This is a genomic window from Acidimicrobiales bacterium (assembly GCA_040219515.1).
Taxonomy (GTDB): Bacteria; Actinomycetota; Acidimicrobiia; order Acidimicrobiales; family Aldehydirespiratoraceae; genus JAJRXC01.
Map to the genome: position 1 here is coordinate 289,070 of JAVJSI010000014.1, position 15,595 is coordinate 304,664.

A 15,595-nucleotide genomic window follows, 5' to 3' on the forward strand; every position below is an offset into this window, starting at 1 on the left:
ACGACGATCGTGGCGGTCGTGGCGTGGACCCTCTTGGCTCGGAGGGCCGCGAGCTCGCCGGGTTCGAGGAACCTGGGCTCCTTGTGGGGCACCTGGGGCAGCGAGAGTCCCCGTATCGGGTTGACACCGAAAGATCGACTCGTCACGCAGGCGGGTCGCCGGTCGAACACCGACCCTGGTCGAGATGAATTCGGCCCACCAGTCGCGAAACGACGGCACTTGTTCCGCGGGGAGGCCGCGCGATGGCGCGTCCACGATGCCGGCGTCGTGTCAGGCGAGGGTGGTGGCCATCACCGCAACGACGCCGACGAACAGCGTCATCATGGCGAAGACGATCATGCGTGTCGTCTCGGCATACCGCACCGACAGTCGCCCCTCGAGCAGCGCCAGCTCACCCGAGAAGCCGTGGAGCTGGGCGTCGAGACGTTCGCCGAGCGCGTCGATGCGTTCGCCGAAGGCGTTGGTCCGGTTCTCGATGCGTTCGCCGAGCGCGTCGATCTGGCTCTCGAGGCGTTCGCCGAGCGCGCTGGTCCGGTTCTCGACGCGCTCACCGAGTGCATCGATCCGGTTCTCGAGATGGTCGCCGTGTTTGGTGAGCTGCTCGAACCGCTCGCCGTGGTCGACGAGTGTTCGTTCGATGCGTTCCGTTCTCGCGTCGAGACGATCGATGTCGTCCTTCGTGGCGAGTTGGTCCCAACGCATGGGCGGCATGGACTCCATCATGGCATCGGCGAGCTCCGCGTCAAGAAGCTCGGAGAGGCGTCGGTGCAGACGCAGGCGTACGGGTTCGTCGATAGGCATGTGTTCCCTCGGATCGGAGTGCAACGAGGGGGAAGTGACCGCGAACCTACGCCGTGGGTGTGACATCGAGCGTCGTATGTGAACTGAGCGACACACCTACTACGTGCATAGAGTGTAGACTACGTGTACTCTCTGGGTCATGGCCCGAACCAACATCGAGATCGACGACGAAACGCTCGACGTCGTGATGCGGCGCTACGGCATCCACACCAAAACCGAGGCCGTCGATCTTGCGTTGCGTCGGCTCGCCGGTGAACCCATGACGATCGCCCAGGCGTTGGAGATGCGCGGTGCCCGCGCGATCGGCGACGTGCCGGCTGATACCGGTCCATGATCCTCGCCGATACGTCGGCCTGGGTCGAGTTCGACCGTGCCACGGGCTCTACCGCCGATGAGCGCCTCGCCGAATTGATCGAAGCAGGCGGCGACGACCTGGCCGTCACCGAACCCGTCATGATGGAGGTTCTTGCCGGCGCACGGAGCGACAAACGAAGCAGCGACCTCCGGCGGCTGCTGACATCGTTTCAATGGATCGCGGCCGACCCCGTCGCCGACTTCGAAGGTGCGGCACTGCTCTATCGACAGTGTCGATCTGCCGGCGTCACCCCGCGAGGCCTCATCGACTGCATGATCGCCACGATCTCGCTGCGATCCGGAGCAGAACTCCTGGCGGTCGACGGCGACTTCGCCGCGATCGCCCAGGTCGTTCCTCTGCGGCTCGTCTAGCGCAGGCGGGAATGGCAAGCGTCGCGGGCCACCGGTGTTGGCCGACGAGTGCCGACCGGTTTCTCGTTCCGCAAGACGAGTGAGCGCGGGGTCGAGTTGCTCGCCCGTGGCGGGTTGTCGACGCGTCAGCCCACCCCGACGGTGCAGACCTCGAACCACGGGACCACCCCTGGGAGTCGCTCCGCCCGTCCGGACCCGGCATGTTCATCATTGCTGTCACACCGCTTGGACAAGATGGACTCAGTCAGCCACTCGACCAGGGAGCTATCGTGACCGCCGTGCCTGAAGGCAAGATCTGGACCACCGATGAACTCCTGGCCATGACGCCGAACGAACGCCACGACGTTGTCAACGCTGGCATCGTGACAGACGTGCGCGCGGTCCCGCCAGACCTTCTCGAGCGTGCGCGCTCCGATATACGGGCCCACATCGCCGACGACGAGGCAGCGCCTACCACCGAGACGTGAACGAGCGGCAGCCGGTCAAGGTCGACGAGCGCTTCCTCGAACTTCTCGACACCCAACTCGGCGGTGAACGCGACCCGAAGGAGCGGTTTGCCACCGCGTTCCATGAACTGATGACGCCAATTGCCGATCGCCCCGACTACCGGTCAGTCCTGAGTGTCGGCACCCTTGTTCCACGGGTCCTGGTAACCGGTGTCGTCGAAGCCGACGGCGCGGTGAATCCCATCAGCGTCCGCATCGACATGGAAGCCGGGTGGTGGAGATCACCCAACCTTCTCGTCGGTTGACGAATCCGAGTTGCGACCGGTTCTTCTCCCCAGAACAAGGCGCGGGTCTGGCCGGAACTCGCCCCGTCAGCGGCGCCGCCAACTCGCTGTTCAGCCGGTTCGGGGCCGCTGGGTGCGATCCATGAACCTCTCGACGGCCTCGATCACGTCGCTCACGAGCCAGACTCGGTTGCGGCGTGATGCCGAGTCGGTGTGCACGACGCCGGCTTCTTCGAGCTGTTCGAGCCCGGCACGTACCCGGTGTGGGGTCATGCCCAGGGCCTCGGCCGCAACCGACGCGCTGATCGCCGGCGATTGTAGGGCGTAGTCCAAAAGCGGCCAGACCGCCGAGTCAGAGCGCGCAGTGAACCTTTCGCTCCACCGGTCGCGGATCTCGGTGAGCTCCTCGGCGAGGCTGTTGGCGTTCGCTGCGGTGGCGAAGGCTGCGTCGGTGAACGCTGCCACTACCGGAGCGACGTCGCCGTCTCGGTATGCGGTCAGCGCGTCGAAGTAGCGGTCGGTGTCGGTGAGCAGCCCGGCGGAGACAGGCAGAACGGTCTCGCGTGTGAGCCCGCTGGTTCGCAGCTGACGTTGCACGATCACGCGCCCGGTGCGGCCGTTGCCGTCTGCGAACGGATGGATGTTCTCGAAGTGGGCGTGAGCGACAGCGATGTGGGCGAGCCGGCCCAGGTCCCGGCGATTCGTGAAGATGGCCCAGTCGTCGAGCGCGGCCGGAACTCGGTCGTGGTGGGGAGCGACGTAATCGGCGTCGTGGGGTGAGTGGACGGTGCCGCCGATCCAGACCTGTTCGGCTCGGAGTCCGACGAGTTTCGGCGTGTGTTCTTCCAGAAGGATCCGTTGGATCTCTTCGATCTCACCGGTGGTGATGTCGCCGTCCCGGTGCATGGCTTCGCGCAGGGTTTCGACGTTGGCGGAGATGGCTTCGGCGTTGGATCGGGTGCGGGCGGTCTTGGGGAGGTGTTCGGCGAGCGCGATCGAGGTGGCGGTGGCGGACAGGTTCTCGATCCGTGACGAGGCGACCGCTTCAGTGCGCAGTGCGATGACGGCGAACCCCGAGAGCGACGAGCCGATGGTGGCGTCGAATCGTTCGATGGTGGCTTCGGCTTCGGCCAGGTCTGCGATGAGCTCGCCGGGGAGGTCGATGCGTGCGATGTCGGCAATGGCTGGGAGGACGGCGGCTTCGTAGGTGGGCTTGATCCGAGAGCGTTGCCTTCCGGAGAGGCCGCCCATGCTGGAGACCCAGTCGCGGGTCTCTGTACTTACGACGGGCCAGCCGGATTCGGCCGAGTCCGTGGCGGTGGAGTCCAATCTGGGAGCGTCACGATCTCTACGCATAGGTGTACTATACGTAGATTTAGCCCATTAAGTCTACGTATAACATCTCGTGCGGCGGGTTTCGCTGAACGAGCGCGGGTGGTGCGGAGTCTGCTCTCAAAGAATGGCGCCTCCACTGCCTCCAGGGCGGTCGAGGTCTTCTCTTCGTGAGGACGGGTCGCCTTGACCGGCAACGAGATCCAGAACGCGCCGCTATGGGTGTGGGAGAGCGGTATCCAACAGCGCGGGAAACCGGCAACGACGATCCTGCGCCCAGCACTAGACCGTTGTCATCGGCCAATGTATCGCTTACGATACGTTCGATGAATTTCGCCCACGTCTTCCAGGAAGCTCGAGAACGGGCGAGCCTCACCCAAGCCGAGGTGGCGGAGAGAACAGGTATCGCGCGCCCGAACATCGCGGCCTACGAAGCTGGACGGCGCGAGCCCAAGGCCTCGACAATCGAGCGTCTTCTGCAGGCAGTCGGATACAGGCTCAGCGTCGAGCCACTCGTCGAGTGGACCTGGACGAACACCCTCCGCCCCTACCCGGTGCCATCCGCCCTGTGGCGGCTGCCGATCCACCGAGCGTTCCGTACCATCACGACGTCGACCCATCTCTGGTGGAGCGGACCTCCCCGGACATTCGACCTGTCTGATCGGAGCCAACGTCCGAGGGCGTACGAGATCGTGCTTCGAGAAGGCGGACCCGACGACATCGAGTCCATCGTTGATGGGCTGCTCCTCGCCGATTCGTTCGACGAGCTGGTCGTCCCCCGCCCGCTCCGCGCCGCCTGGCAACTGCCGCTCGGTCGAACGGCAGTCACGGAGCGGCCAGCAGCGTGACGAAGCTCGCTCCGCCTCAGCTCGAAGTCGCCCGCTGCCTCTTCGGACGCCAAGGACGGCGAGGAGGTCGAGATCGATCTCGCGGTCGATTCTCCTCGGCTCTTCCCCACTGAGGTCATCGACGACATCCCCATGCTGGCCGAACCCGATCTCGCCGCCCGGAAAGTGCTCGCCATCCTCGACCGCTCCGAAGGGCGCGATTTCACCGACCTCGAGGCTCTCCAAGCCTCCCTTGGACGCGAGCAGTGCATCCGATGGGCCAAGGAGCTCGATGCCGGCGTGACCAACGAGGCCATCGCCAGTGCCTTTGCCCACCTCAACCACCTTTACGACAGCGAGCTCCCGACCGCGACGCCGGCGAGCACGCGTTCGATCTACGACCAGTGGCGAGCCGAGCTGGAAGGAGGCTGAAACCGGTTGGCCGCGTTCGAAGCTGCACCGGCGGCACCCCGCTGAGGGGAGCCCAGGAGAACTCCTGGAAGCCGTGACCCTCCGCTACGGCACCAGCCCGGCCTTGTCGAGAATTGTGATGAGCGTCGGGCGGCGGTGGTACTGCTCTCGAAGGGTGGACAGTCGGTCATCGAACTCGCCTGACCGCTCGGCCGTGGCGGCCGCGCGTCGAGCGGCCTTCAACCGCTTCGCGGCTTTCTGGTACGCCTGTCGATTGGCGCTGAGCAGCGTCGATTCGGCGAGGCGGAGGTAGACCTCAAACGCCGCTCCGGGGTCGCTCGGTTCGTGGGCCTCGGCGAGTAGGGCCCACCGGCTGTCGCCGAGGTCGTCCGAAGCGGCGGTGGCCGCCTCCCAGGCGGGCGTCGACGTCGCGGTCGGCCAGCAAGGCATCGACGAGTCCGCCCACGTCACGGGCGGCGAGCACGACGCGAGCATCGGCTTGCTCGACATCCCACACGCCGAGGTCCGAGGCGGCCTTGCGCAGCGTGGCGTAGGTGGCCGACGTCGGCATCCGCTGGTGTTGCTAGCGGCGAAGGTTGAGCGCCTTGGACTCGGCGCCTTGCCCCAGCAGTATCTCGGTCGCGAGGTCGTAGAGCTTGCCGACCTGCCAGCCGGTGGTCGACTCAATGCCCCGAGATGCCCACTCGAGCGCATCGTCGCGACGGCCCAGCTCGAGCATCGCCTCGGCGACACGAGTGAACTGGTCCGGCGCGGAGAGATCCCCGCCGAGCAGCGACACGATTCGGTCCACATCGCCATCGAGGACAGCCAACCGTTCCTCGGTGTACCGCGCGGCGAACGGCGGATCAGCTGCCTGCGATCGCTCTTCGACCGCTTGGCGAAGAGCGGCGACGCCCTTCTCCCCCAACGCCGTCGCGTAGCGGACCGGGTCGACGACGAAGAAGTCCTGGAGGTCGAATCCGAACCGCACCATCCACCTCGCCAGGGCCTCCGGATCGGCCACGTCGGCTGCGCAAATCGCTTCGTGCGCTTCCAGGAGCTGCTGGGCGAGATCGCCGATCGTGCCCGACGAGTCGTTGGCTCGCAGGAGGGTCTTGACTACCCGATCGAGCGCCAACTCGACCAGCTTCAAGAGTTCCCGCGATGGAGCCCGCTCGCCCAGATCTCGTCGATCACCCGACCGGCATCTCGTGCCCACGCCATGGATTCGTGGTAGCCCAGGAACCGGCGGGTGCGGAGCTCATCGAGTTCGGCGCGCAGCGCCGGCACCCGGCCTGCTGGTGATGCCGCCGCCCGCCGGATGGCCTGGGCCGCGCCGTCGTGCCGGGTCGCGAGGTCCCCGGAGTAGATCGCGCGTCTCGCCATCGCTGAGCTGATCGAGCAGGGCGTCGAACTCCTCCACGGTTTCTGGGTCCTCCGGCGATACCACGGTTCACGAACCTACCTGGGCGGATCCTCGAGCAACGGTGCCGGCACACACTCCGCAGGTGACTTGGTCAGTTGCACCGCCCGGCGGTCGACGGCTTGTCTACGCAGCGGCCATCTGGTCCGAATCGGCTTCCCACATTGATCCGGCAAGCTTCCGCTGCGTCGGTCCGCCAGATTCGACGCGTGCTCTTCCTCAGAACGAGTCGGACTGTTACCCCTTTCGCTCGAACCTCGATGTTTGGCGTTGATTCTCACGGCGTGGTAGGCCAACAGAGGTGGGCGATGTCGATCGAGATGGACTAGCGGTGTACACCCGCGAGGTCGATTCGGCGGAAGCAAGACCTGGGTTTGGTCGTGTCGCAAGCCCCGGCAGCCGGAATCGAAGTCGATACACGACCCGCTCTGGCGCGCTGCGCTCGTCACCCTTCTGTATCGGTACTTCTGCGAGCCGCCTACTTCGACAACCGTCAGCTTCGTGGTTCCGGGTGCGCTTTGCGGAGAGGCCATGAGTTGGGCCGTCGAGACCGAGCTGACCGGCGGCGTCAGTGCGACACACTTCGGAAGAAGTGTCGTGGTGATCCGTCTGGAGGCCGTCGTGGCGCTCTACCGGCTGGAAAGCGCGCCAGACCCGGTTGTCGAGTGAGTCGGCTTCGTCGGAACGCAGACGTCACCTCTGCGGTTCTCACTCATGGTGGAATGGTTGCGGTCCTGGCTGGCGCCTTCATGCCCTGGGCGGTCGTCGGGGGAGTCGACCGCAACGGTTTCGAGACGGCCAACCTGTTGCTCACGCTGTCTGCCGACGGTGTGAGTGACGGGCTCGGGTGGCTCGGATGGCTCTGGTACGCGGCGGTCGCGACCGCGCTGGTCGGATGGGCCATGCTCGCATTGGCTTGGCCGAGGATCCCTCTCGTGCGGGTGGTGCCCGCCCTGGCGGCCACGACATTGCTCGTCGGATTCGTGGTCACCGTCGACGCCGAGACGCCGCTTCACCAACGCCGGTTCGGCCCGCTGCTGGCCTTCATCGGTCTCTCGTTGCTGGTCGCCACCTCGGTCCTGGTGTGGTGTCGAGGTCCCCGGCGGCGCTCCGTTCGCGGAGACCTACTCCAGGGTCACCTGGATCGTGGAATCGGCGGGCCCGGTGATCACGACCCACCTGGTTGAGTCCCAGAGCTCGAGAAAATTCGAGCTCTGCGCCGGCTGGTCGAGCAAGATCACTTGCTTCCCCGAGAACCACCCGTTGCCTTCGATGCGACCGGTGGTCGTGAGAACGCTCTCTCCGTTGGCTTCGACGATGACGACGGCGATTCCATTGGCGTCGAGCGCGATGTCATGGTCGCCATCACCGGAAATGGTTGTCGGCGCGACCGGCTGGGAGGAGACCGAGACCGATTCTCGTGCGTCGGTCACTGCGAACCCGACGGTGCGGTCGAGTGAATCTGCATGGATCGCGACCACCTCCACGGAGTCTTGCTCTCCGGCCCGGGACCCCCAAGCAACGGGTGCGTCGGCATCGACTCTGATGTAGACGAACTCGGTCATCTCGGCTTGGGCGCCGTGATCACCTTCCCCGCTGATGTCGTAGGGGTCGGGCTCGGGGGTGACGACTCCGACGGCGACGACGTCGTCGTCGTCGGGTTCGAGGGTCGCCGAGGTGCCCGCCACCACTGTGGTGGCAGCAACGACGGAGGTCTCACCCGAGTCCGACTCGAGTCGGCGCTCCCGTAGTCCGTCAGCGACGTCGTTCACCCATGCTCGGATGGTGGCAAAGGGAGCCACGAACCAGCGGCCGTCTCGTTCCTCTACGACGAGATATGGATCGCGCGGGAGAAGATCCTCGATGTCCGGCATGACCGAGAGGAGAGAATCGAGCCCCACGCCGTAGCCCCGGTCGTATCGATCTCCTGCGTCGTCGAGGCAGCCGGTGTCGCGGTCGCCCGAGAATGCGACGGTGACGCACCAACCATCGAGCTCCACCTGGCCGGGTGTGCCGTAGTCGTCGTAGAGGGTGACCTCGAGGCCGGCGATCTCCACCCGGGTCTGTCCGTCGACCTCGACGAGTTCGAGATCGATGAACCCGAGTTGTGGGTCGCGCTGGGCTCGTTCACGGTCGACTGCGGTGAGATCGATCTCGCGTTCGATGCTCGGCCAGAGATCGTGCGGGAGGCGGGCGTCGATCGGGTCGATCAGCTGGAGAGCGCCTTCGATGTCGAAGTCGGCAACGGCCTCAGCCAGCGCCTCGACCGCATCGATCGGGTCCTGTTCTCCCGCTCGGGTGTCGTCGAGCACCGCTTGCCATTCGCCCGGTTGTGGCGGACTCCAGCCCGCGGCGTCCAGCACCTGATCGGCGATCGAGTATCCCGGGGCGGCGTACCAACGACCGTCACGGTTGACGGTGACGATGTCGAGCGCGACGTCATCGACGTCGTATTCCCGCTCCGTTCCCTCGACTCGCACGGTCAGCTCGAATCCTCGCCCGGCGCGGACGGCCTCGATCTCGATATCCACGTCCCTGAATCCTGCGGCAGTCCAGAGGTCGACGGAGTTGTAGTCGGAGTCGGAATATGCGCTCACGACGGCGACGGTGGGGGAGGGACTCTGGGGCCGGCGGACGGCCAGGCGCAGCGAGTCGAGTTCGACGGTGGCGAAGGTCTCATCGCGGGAATCGATCGCCACATCGCTGACCAGCGCTCGCCCGTCGACGGGCCCGAGGTCGATGTCGACGCCGTCGAGAAAGCCACCGTTCCCGAACGCGACGCCGAGGTCATTGCCCGCGATGTCGACGACTGCCTCGTGGAGTTCGATCAACGGGCCGGATTCGGAGGGGTCCACGGAGGCCAGCAAGCCGATGACATCGGCGTTGTCGATGGAGACGACGAGTTGTTCGACGGCCGCTTCGGGCGAGCCGGCCCCACCCGCGACTCCCGAGGTTCCCTTGAAGGCGGAGACCGCGAGGTAGCCGGCGACCAGAAGCACCACCGCAACAACGGCAAGTGTGATGCCCTTGCCTCGACCACTCGGTTGGCCGTTGCTCGCTGTCGCCTGGGGCTCAGCCGGTTCGGCGAGGGCGGGTTCCGAGATCGCATCTGGGGACCGGTACCCCGGTTGTTGCTCGGGTGAGTACCACTTGCCGTTGCTGGCCTGCCACCAGCCATCGCCCTGCGATGAGTCGCTCATCGAACCCCTCTTCGGTTGTTGGCCGCTGTCCGCCCGTCGTTGCAGCTTCGCCGCCGGTCGTCGGATGGTAGCCGACGGACTGATCGTTGCTGGTCTTCGGACTCGGGCGTTATCGGTCTCCTTCTCGGTCGCACTGCATCACCCGGGCGGGCCTGAGGGAATGGGGACGAGTCCCCACCGGTCGGACTGCCCTCCTAGGCGGCCGTCGTCTAGGGTGCGGACGTGAATTCGGGGAAACGCTGATGTCCGTACCCGCCGGCTGGTACCCAGATCCTGACGATCCAGACCAACTTCGGTATTGGGACGGCGTTGCGTGGACCGATCACCGGCGCGCCGACCCAGCGAGCGAGTGGGCCGGTGCGCAAACCCAGGCGGCGCCGATCGACCTCGGTCTCCTTCCGCCTCCTCAGGTTGAACCACCTGACCTCACTGCGCTTCCGCCTCCTCCGGATGAGCCGGCTGACCTCAGGCTTCCTCCTCCTCCACCTGAACCCGCCGAGTTCACTTCGCCAAGGCCATCGCCGGCCCCCAGCGGCGGGTTGTCTGCGCTGCCGCCCCCGCCGGACGAGCCACTTGACCTCTCGGCGTCCTCCGCCGAACCGCAGGGCGCGAGGCGTCGGCCCCTCGGGGGAGTCCCATGGAAAGTCGCGGCCGTCGTGGCGCTGCTCGTCGCCGTCGGTGTGGTCGGATTCGTCGTCGCTACGGCCGGAAACGACGGCGAAGCCGATGTCGCAGACGATTCTCGCTCGGACACCGACCGCGACGGCGCCGATGAAGACGGCGATACCGGCGGCGACGAGGTCGGGGATACAGGCGACAGCGACAGCGACGCAGCGAGTGACGTGGAGTCGTCTCCTGTCGCGACGAACCCGTTGGCGCCGGCCACGACAACGACGGTCCGTGCGTCGACGACCACCTTGCCGCCGGTCACGACCACCAACTCTGGTCCGCCGGAGCGGGTGGTGACGTTGTTGGTCGACGTCGCAAAGCTACGCGCCGAACCGCGGTTGGACGCAGCCGAAATCGACAGCATCACTGATCTCGCCGGTGCCTCGATCGTGGTCGTCGGCGAGCCGAGCAATGGGTGGTACCGGGTCCGAATCGGGTTCCAGGAAGGCTGGATGTTCGGCGCCTTCATTCTCCCTCCCGCCGACGGCCTGATCGTCCTGCAGACGCGGTCGACCGATCCGGTGATCCTTCGTGACTCTGCCGGCGTCGAGATGGACTTGGTCAACGCCTCGGGCAGCTACGCACTGGCGACCTCGACAAGTGGGAACCTCTGGCCGGTCGTACTTCCGGAAGGTTGGACCGCCTATGTCCAAGGTTCCGAAATGAACATTCTCTCATGACGCCTGCGTGGCGAAGTCGAACCAGCATTTTCGTTCTCTGCGGCGCGTTCTTCGCGGGAGGGGCCGGTTCCCTCTTCTGGGGCGGCGGATCGGGTGATGAGCAAGCGAGCGAGGTCGATGCGGGCTCGACGACCACCGTGACGTCCTCCCTTGCGGACGCGACCTCGAACTCCTCGGCAGTCTCGACGGTCACCGAGCCGATCGCCACGACCACAACAACCACAACAACGGTCCCCGTGCCGGCGACCGAGCCTTTGGTGCTGATCCTGCCGGTCGAACCCCCAACCGCCGATGCCGCACTTGCAATGGCGAACTCGCTCGCTGGCGAAGCGGTGCTTCCGAGCGATTGCGGCGTGCCCTACGACGTTGCCGAGTCGCTGCCGAACAGCGCGCGCGACTATCGCTCGGGCATCCATCAAGGGATCGATTTCATCTGCCTGGAGCGGGGGCGCGACGCCGTGTCCGCGCTCCCTGGTCGCGTGGTCATGGCCGTCGGCGACTATGTCGATCCCGAGCCGGCCGACCGCGAGGCGGTGCTGGGCATCGCTGGGCTTGCCGGGGTCACCCCTGCACATACGTTGACCATGCTCTACGGCAACTATGTCGTCGTTGATCACGGCATCGTGCCCGATGTCGGCCATGTCGCCAGCATCTATGCCCATCTCGAGGAGCTTGATCCGGCGATGCTCCCCGGCGTCGAGGTCACGGCCGGTCAGCGCCTTGGCGAGATCGGGAACCGCGGGACCGACAGCGCGGCGCGTGACACCGAGCGACCACAGTCGATCCATCTGCACTGGGAGCTCCACGTCGACGGCCTCTATCTGGCCGCCGGGTTGGATTCCGGCCAGACGGCCGAGGTGTATCGGGCGCTCTTCGCCCGATGAGTGGGCACTAGATTGGTTCGCTGCGCGTGGGGAGTCGTCCCCATTGGCCAGCGGGCCTTGGTCAGCCACCCTGGCCTCGGTCCGCGCTGGCGGAATCGCGCAGAGCGCATTGACGGAAGGAAAATCCCAAATGGCGGCAAACCCAGGTTGGTACGAGGATCCGCTCGACTCTTCACAGCAGCGATACTGGGACGGCAACAGTTGGACCCAGGACACCAAGTCCGCGGAACTCGCTTCTGCAGAGATGACGGTCCCGGCGGCCCCCTCGGTTCCTTCCGCGTCGACGGCACCTCCGGCATCGGTGGAGCCGGCGTCGCCTGAAGCCGACGCCGGTCGCTCCGCTCGTGTCGGCCTCGCGGTCTTCGCGCTGCTCGTTCTCGGCGCGGCCGGTTGGTTCTTGCTCAACGGTGGGTCCGATAGCGGCGGCCTGCAGTTGGTTATTCACGAAGACCCGCAGGACGAGGGCGATCTCTACGTGGCGTCCCCCGGTGCGGAGTTGCGGGACCTGGAGCCCGTTGTCGAGCGCGTCGGTTCGGCCTCGCCGGTCGTGATCGACGGGCGTGCTGACCTGGAGCTGATCTCCGCGTGGTCTTCCGAGCGTAACGAGATCTACGACCCCGATGACCCATCGGCAAGGGAAGTGATCCGACTCTCGGGTGAGCAGTCACTCAGCCTCGAGGAGCACGATGACCGAGTGTTCGGGGTTGCTGCCACATACGCAGACAATGGTGACTCTGAGTGTTTCATCGGGTCCGACGCAGCCGCGCTCGAACGAGTTGTCAGGGCCGACACTTGCCACTTCACCGACGACAAGTCGCGAGTCATCGGAGTGGATTGGGATGCGGACGGCGAGAACTCGGTGGGGGTGTTCTCCCTCGAGGGTGAGGAGCTGTTCCGAGCGTCGAGCGACGCAGCGTGGGCTGTTTCGCCGGACGGAAAGCGGCTTGCCACGGTCGAGGACGGTCGCGACACCGAGCTCGTGCTCCACCGGGTCGACGACGGCACGGAGGTCATGACCGATGTCTCGGCCGAGTGGATCTCGCCCGTCGGCTTTGTGGGCGAGGACCTGTGGGTGATGACCCGCGCCGGACTGGAAACCGAACTGTTCGTCGTCGATCCCACCGGTGAGTCGACCTCGCTGGTCTCCGACGAGAGTTTCGGCTGGGCCGAGATCATCGGGGCGGGCGATGTTGCGGTGTTCCAGACCGACGGCGCGGCGTACCTCTTCAACACGAGTACCGGCGAGGAGTTCCACCGTGTCGACGGGGATCTCGTCCAGGTGGTCAGCGACCCGCAAGACTCTTCAGCGTGGGCTGCCTTCGCATGGGATGACAATGACATCGAAGTCTTCGTAGGCAGAGGAGCGAACGCACCTCGAGAGGTCGCGTCTCACCGGCTCGACAACCCCGTCCCCGAATGGGTCTGGTTCGGAAACGACGGGGTGGTGGTCTACTCGTTGTATGGATGGGACGGCGAGGGAATTCTTGCGTTGAGCCGCAACGGCGAGACCGAAGAAGTCTCCGACCGCTCGGCTTACCTCGTCTGGGCTGACCCAAGTGGCGATCGACTCGTGTTCACGGAGTATGACGACGGAAGCAGACTTCTCTTGTACGACTCGGGTGAGCGAGTGCGAGAGCTGGACTTCGCCGATTCGCTGGGGTCGATCGTTGCCTCGGGCTCGACGCTCTACTATTCCGCAACTGACCGGGGGGACTCCGAGGTTCGTTCCGTCGAGATGGTGGGTGATTCACGTCCGGTGGTCCTGTTCGAGGACGCTTCTCTGGTCGGAATCAGGGGTGGTGGCGAGCGGGCCGAGGTTGCCTGGCTGACGGGTGATTGAGCACGTCTGGGAGAGCCGCCTCGTCGGTGCGGCAACGGCCGCGAGCGATGCCCAGTGGGCGAGCCCGAGTACCGGCCAGCGAACGTCTCGTAGTGCTGGGGATCAACGCATTGTTTGAACAGAAACGAGTCGTCGAGACTACGGCGCCGGCACGTTGGAACTGATCCCGAAGACGGCAAGTGTTACCCGCAGGACGCGGCTCCAGCGATTGCCGCAGGGTCGCCGACCGGCTCTCCCGGCCAACAAGGTGACCCTGGTGGGTTCGTCTTGTTCATCGGCTGGTTCGCTCAGCGAATCAGTTGAGCGCTGCTGCGCCACGAGATAGAACAAGGGCCAATGATGGGGCGGGCGGATCAACCTTCTCTGAAACATAGACGTGCGTGGGTGCCACCGCGTTTTGACCGACGAAGTCTCAGGCAAGCCGGTCCCTGCAGGCCAAGGGGAGTTTTCCCCATGGAACGGTTGGCAGCCAGGAGGCAGGCTGGACCTACCATGCGCAACCGGATGACCCTACGGATCGGAGTTGAGATGCAGGGCATTGACAGCGGCGAGCACACGCGACCTGATCTGTTGATTTCGTGGGCGGGCGCAAGCGACAGGGGAAAAGCGTCGCCGATCCAACGAGGACCGTTTCCTCGCCGGCTCGGGGATGTGGGTGGTCGCCGATGGTATGGGTGGGCATGCGGCGGGCGACGTCGCCAGCCAGATCACGGTTGACACGTGTGGCAGTCTTCCCGAGAGTCCCGCACCGACCATCAGCACGGTTGCTGGCGTCGTTCAACAAGCGAACGAGAGTGTGAGAACGGAGGCTGAGCGAACTGGGAGCAGCGCACGGTCACGTTCGCACCCGGAGAGACCACCCGGAACATCCCCATCGAGATCCTCGGCGACACCACCGACGAACCCCCGTTGCTGTACGGCGAATGGGGGCTCGTTCAGCTCGCGAACCCGGCCTTTGCCAAGATCACCGGTGGACTCTTCGGAGCTTCATCGTGATCGATGATGACCCCGCACCAACGATAACTCCGGGCCTCGCCGTCATGGCCGAAGGCGACAGCGGCAGCCGGGTCGTCGAGGTCCCTGTCTCGCTTTCGAACCCGTCAGCAACAACAGTCACTGTCGACTGGGCAACAATCGACACCGGTGCTCCGGGCATCGCCACGCAAGGCGTCGACTACTCCGCAGCAGTCGGGACGGTGACGTTCCTGCCCGGAGAGACTGGGAAGACCGTGACGATCGAGGTCATCGGCGACACCCTCGACGAACCGCCCGCCTACCTTGGCGAATGGGTGCTCATCTCATTCGCCAACCCTTCGACGAATGCAACGCTCGACCTGCGCTTCTTCGGACTCGGCATCGGAATCATCATCGACGACGACTGACCTGACGGAGGCGAAGGGCCATGAGCGGGAAGATCTCCGTCACCTCGTCGACAAGGCCGGTCGATGAGCCCAGCGAATCGATCGCCGTCAACGCCGAAAAGAGTCATCTCGTGGGATTGATCGTCGTCGAAGTGCTGGCTTGAGATCGGTATTGATGACACCATGGGAGAGCGAATTCACGGGCGGGTAGGAGAGAGACTTTGGTGGGCGAGGATCCGATGTGTCCCTATTGTCTCTCCGCGTTTGAGAACGAGTCCGGTGTCAGATGCGACGCCTGCTCTACCGTGTACCACCACGACTGTTGGGACGAGGCGGGGGGATGCGGCACCTTCGGCTGTTCCGAGTGGACGGCTCGACAGATGGTCGGAGCAGCGACGAGAGTCGTGCAGCATGGTTGGTCGACTGCCGCATCGGTCCCAATCTCGCCGACGCCGACGCCGACGCCGACGCCGACGCCGACGCCGACGCCGAAGCCGGAGGCTGCCCCGATGCCTGGTGCCGGGTGGTACCCGGTCCCGGGCTCTGATTCGGCGTCTGCAGCCGACCGCGTATTGCGGTACTGGGACGGGGCAGCGTGGACGGATTGGATCTGGCAAGCAGAGACGCGGCAGTCGGTACTTTCGCCGCTGACGGGCCCAACACATAGACCGCAGGAGAATGGTGCCGCAAGCCAGTCTCCGGGCCAACAGC

Annotated in this window: 19 protein-coding genes; 13 read left to right on the forward strand and 6 right to left on the reverse strand. The window is 65.4% G+C overall.

The genetic code is table 11. The features are described from left to right. Nucleotides 1-270: 270 nt before the first annotated feature. Nucleotides 271-801, reverse strand: coding sequence for a hypothetical protein (locus tag RIB98_14710; protein ID MEQ8842232.1), 531 nt, complete (start codon nucleotides 799-801; stop codon nucleotides 271-273). A 139-nt stretch (nucleotides 802-940) separates the two neighbouring features. On the opposite strand from RIB98_14710, the gene RIB98_14715 reads away from it, so the two are divergent. The 4 genes from RIB98_14715 to RIB98_14730 all read left to right on the forward strand — a co-directional run bounded on the left by RIB98_14715 (nucleotide 941) and on the right by RIB98_14730 (nucleotide 2,278). After that, nucleotides 941-1,135, forward strand: a complete 195-nt coding sequence (locus RIB98_14715; protein MEQ8842233.1) for a type II toxin-antitoxin system VapB family antitoxin — start codon at nucleotides 941-943, stop codon at nucleotides 1,133-1,135. Continuing rightward, nucleotides 1,132-1,527, forward strand: a complete 396-nt coding sequence (locus tag RIB98_14720; GenBank protein MEQ8842234.1) for a PIN domain nuclease — start codon at nucleotides 1,132-1,134, stop codon at nucleotides 1,525-1,527. The genes RIB98_14715 and RIB98_14720 overlap by 4 nt, the downstream gene beginning before the upstream one ends. A 278-nt stretch (nucleotides 1,528-1,805) precedes the next feature. Next, nucleotides 1,806-1,994: a hypothetical protein gene (locus RIB98_14725; protein ID MEQ8842235.1), complete on the forward strand. Its 189-nt coding sequence runs from the start codon at nucleotides 1,806-1,808 to the stop codon at nucleotides 1,992-1,994. Continuing rightward, nucleotides 1,991-2,278 carry a hypothetical protein gene (locus RIB98_14730; GenBank protein MEQ8842236.1) on the forward strand — a complete coding sequence of 96 codons (288 nt, stop codon included), beginning with the start codon at nucleotides 1,991-1,993 and terminating at the stop codon, nucleotides 2,276-2,278. Before RIB98_14725 ends, RIB98_14730 begins: the two co-directional genes overlap by 4 nt. Nucleotides 2,279-2,368: 90 nt before the next feature. Here the strand turns inward: RIB98_14730 and RIB98_14735 are convergent, their stop codons facing one another. Beyond that, complete coding sequence (locus tag RIB98_14735; GenBank protein ID MEQ8842237.1) at nucleotides 2,369-3,586, reverse strand: Fic family protein; 1,218 nt, start codon at nucleotides 3,584-3,586, stop codon at nucleotides 2,369-2,371. A 923-nt stretch (nucleotides 3,587-4,509) separates the two neighbouring features. Here RIB98_14735 and RIB98_14740 point away from each other — a divergent pair. Further along, nucleotides 4,510-4,848, forward strand: a complete 339-nt coding sequence (locus tag RIB98_14740) for a nucleotidyl transferase AbiEii/AbiGii toxin family protein (protein ID MEQ8842238.1) — start codon at nucleotides 4,510-4,512, stop codon at nucleotides 4,846-4,848. An 84-nt stretch (nucleotides 4,849-4,932) separates the two neighbouring features. Here RIB98_14740 and RIB98_14745 read toward each other — a convergent pair whose 3' ends face one another. From RIB98_14745 to RIB98_14755, 3 genes are all read right to left on the reverse strand, one after another. Beyond that, nucleotides 4,933-5,337 (reverse strand): hypothetical protein, encoded by a 405-nt coding sequence (locus RIB98_14745; GenBank protein MEQ8842239.1) that lies wholly within the window; start codon nucleotides 5,335-5,337, stop codon nucleotides 4,933-4,935. 73 nt (nucleotides 5,338-5,410) lie between these two features. Further along, nucleotides 5,411-5,980 (reverse strand): hypothetical protein, encoded by a 570-nt coding sequence (locus tag RIB98_14750; GenBank protein MEQ8842240.1) that lies wholly within the window; start codon nucleotides 5,978-5,980, stop codon nucleotides 5,411-5,413. After that, the gene (locus RIB98_14755; GenBank protein ID MEQ8842241.1) at nucleotides 5,977-6,213 is read right to left on the reverse strand and encodes a hypothetical protein; all 237 of its coding nucleotides are present in this window, start codon (nucleotides 6,211-6,213) and stop codon (nucleotides 5,977-5,979) included. The genes RIB98_14750 and RIB98_14755 overlap by 4 nt, the downstream gene beginning before the upstream one ends. 568 nt (nucleotides 6,214-6,781) lie before the next feature. Here RIB98_14755 and RIB98_14760 point away from each other — a divergent pair. Both RIB98_14760 and RIB98_14765 read left to right on the forward strand, forming a co-directional pair. Beyond that, on the forward strand, nucleotides 6,782-6,919 hold the full coding sequence (locus RIB98_14760; GenBank protein MEQ8842242.1) for a hypothetical protein: 138 nt from the start codon (nucleotides 6,782-6,784) through the stop codon (nucleotides 6,917-6,919). 53 nt (nucleotides 6,920-6,972) lie between these two features. Then, nucleotides 6,973-7,437 carry a hypothetical protein gene (locus RIB98_14765; protein MEQ8842243.1) on the forward strand — a complete coding sequence of 155 codons (465 nt, stop codon included), beginning with the start codon at nucleotides 6,973-6,975 and terminating at the stop codon, nucleotides 7,435-7,437. Here RIB98_14765 and RIB98_14770 read toward each other — a convergent pair. Further along, nucleotides 7,375-9,450, reverse strand: coding sequence for a hypothetical protein (locus RIB98_14770; protein ID MEQ8842244.1), 2,076 nt, complete (start codon nucleotides 9,448-9,450; stop codon nucleotides 7,375-7,377). The genes RIB98_14765 and RIB98_14770 overlap by 63 nt on opposite strands. A 656-nt stretch (nucleotides 9,451-10,106) precedes the next feature. On the opposite strand from RIB98_14770, the gene RIB98_14775 reads away from it, so the two are divergent. The 6 genes from RIB98_14775 (at nucleotide 10,107) to RIB98_14800 (ending at nucleotide 15,431) form a co-directional block, all read left to right on the forward strand. Further along, complete coding sequence (locus RIB98_14775; protein MEQ8842245.1) at nucleotides 10,107-10,799, forward strand: SH3 domain-containing protein; 693 nt, start codon at nucleotides 10,107-10,109, stop codon at nucleotides 10,797-10,799. Beyond that, nucleotides 10,754-11,683: a peptidoglycan DD-metalloendopeptidase family protein gene (locus RIB98_14780; protein MEQ8842246.1), complete on the forward strand. Its 930-nt coding sequence runs from the start codon at nucleotides 10,754-10,756 to the stop codon at nucleotides 11,681-11,683. Before RIB98_14775 ends, RIB98_14780 begins: the two co-directional genes overlap by 46 nt. A gap of 244 nt (nucleotides 11,684-11,927) precedes the next feature. After that, nucleotides 11,928-13,523 carry a hypothetical protein gene (locus RIB98_14785; protein ID MEQ8842247.1) on the forward strand — a complete coding sequence of 532 codons (1,596 nt, stop codon included), beginning with the start codon at nucleotides 11,928-11,930 and terminating at the stop codon, nucleotides 13,521-13,523. 992 nt (nucleotides 13,524-14,515) lie between these two features. After that, on the forward strand, nucleotides 14,516-14,905 hold the full coding sequence (locus tag RIB98_14790) for a Calx-beta domain-containing protein (protein MEQ8842248.1): 390 nt from the start codon (nucleotides 14,516-14,518) through the stop codon (nucleotides 14,903-14,905). 20 nt (nucleotides 14,906-14,925) lie between these two features. Continuing rightward, the gene (locus RIB98_14795; GenBank protein ID MEQ8842249.1) at nucleotides 14,926-15,048 is read left to right on the forward strand and encodes a hypothetical protein; all 123 of its coding nucleotides are present in this window, start codon (nucleotides 14,926-14,928) and stop codon (nucleotides 15,046-15,048) included. A gap of 200 nt (nucleotides 15,049-15,248) precedes the next feature. Beyond that, nucleotides 15,249-15,431: a hypothetical protein gene (locus tag RIB98_14800; GenBank protein MEQ8842250.1), complete on the forward strand. Its 183-nt coding sequence runs from the start codon at nucleotides 15,249-15,251 to the stop codon at nucleotides 15,429-15,431. Nucleotides 15,432-15,595 lie beyond the last annotated feature (164 nt).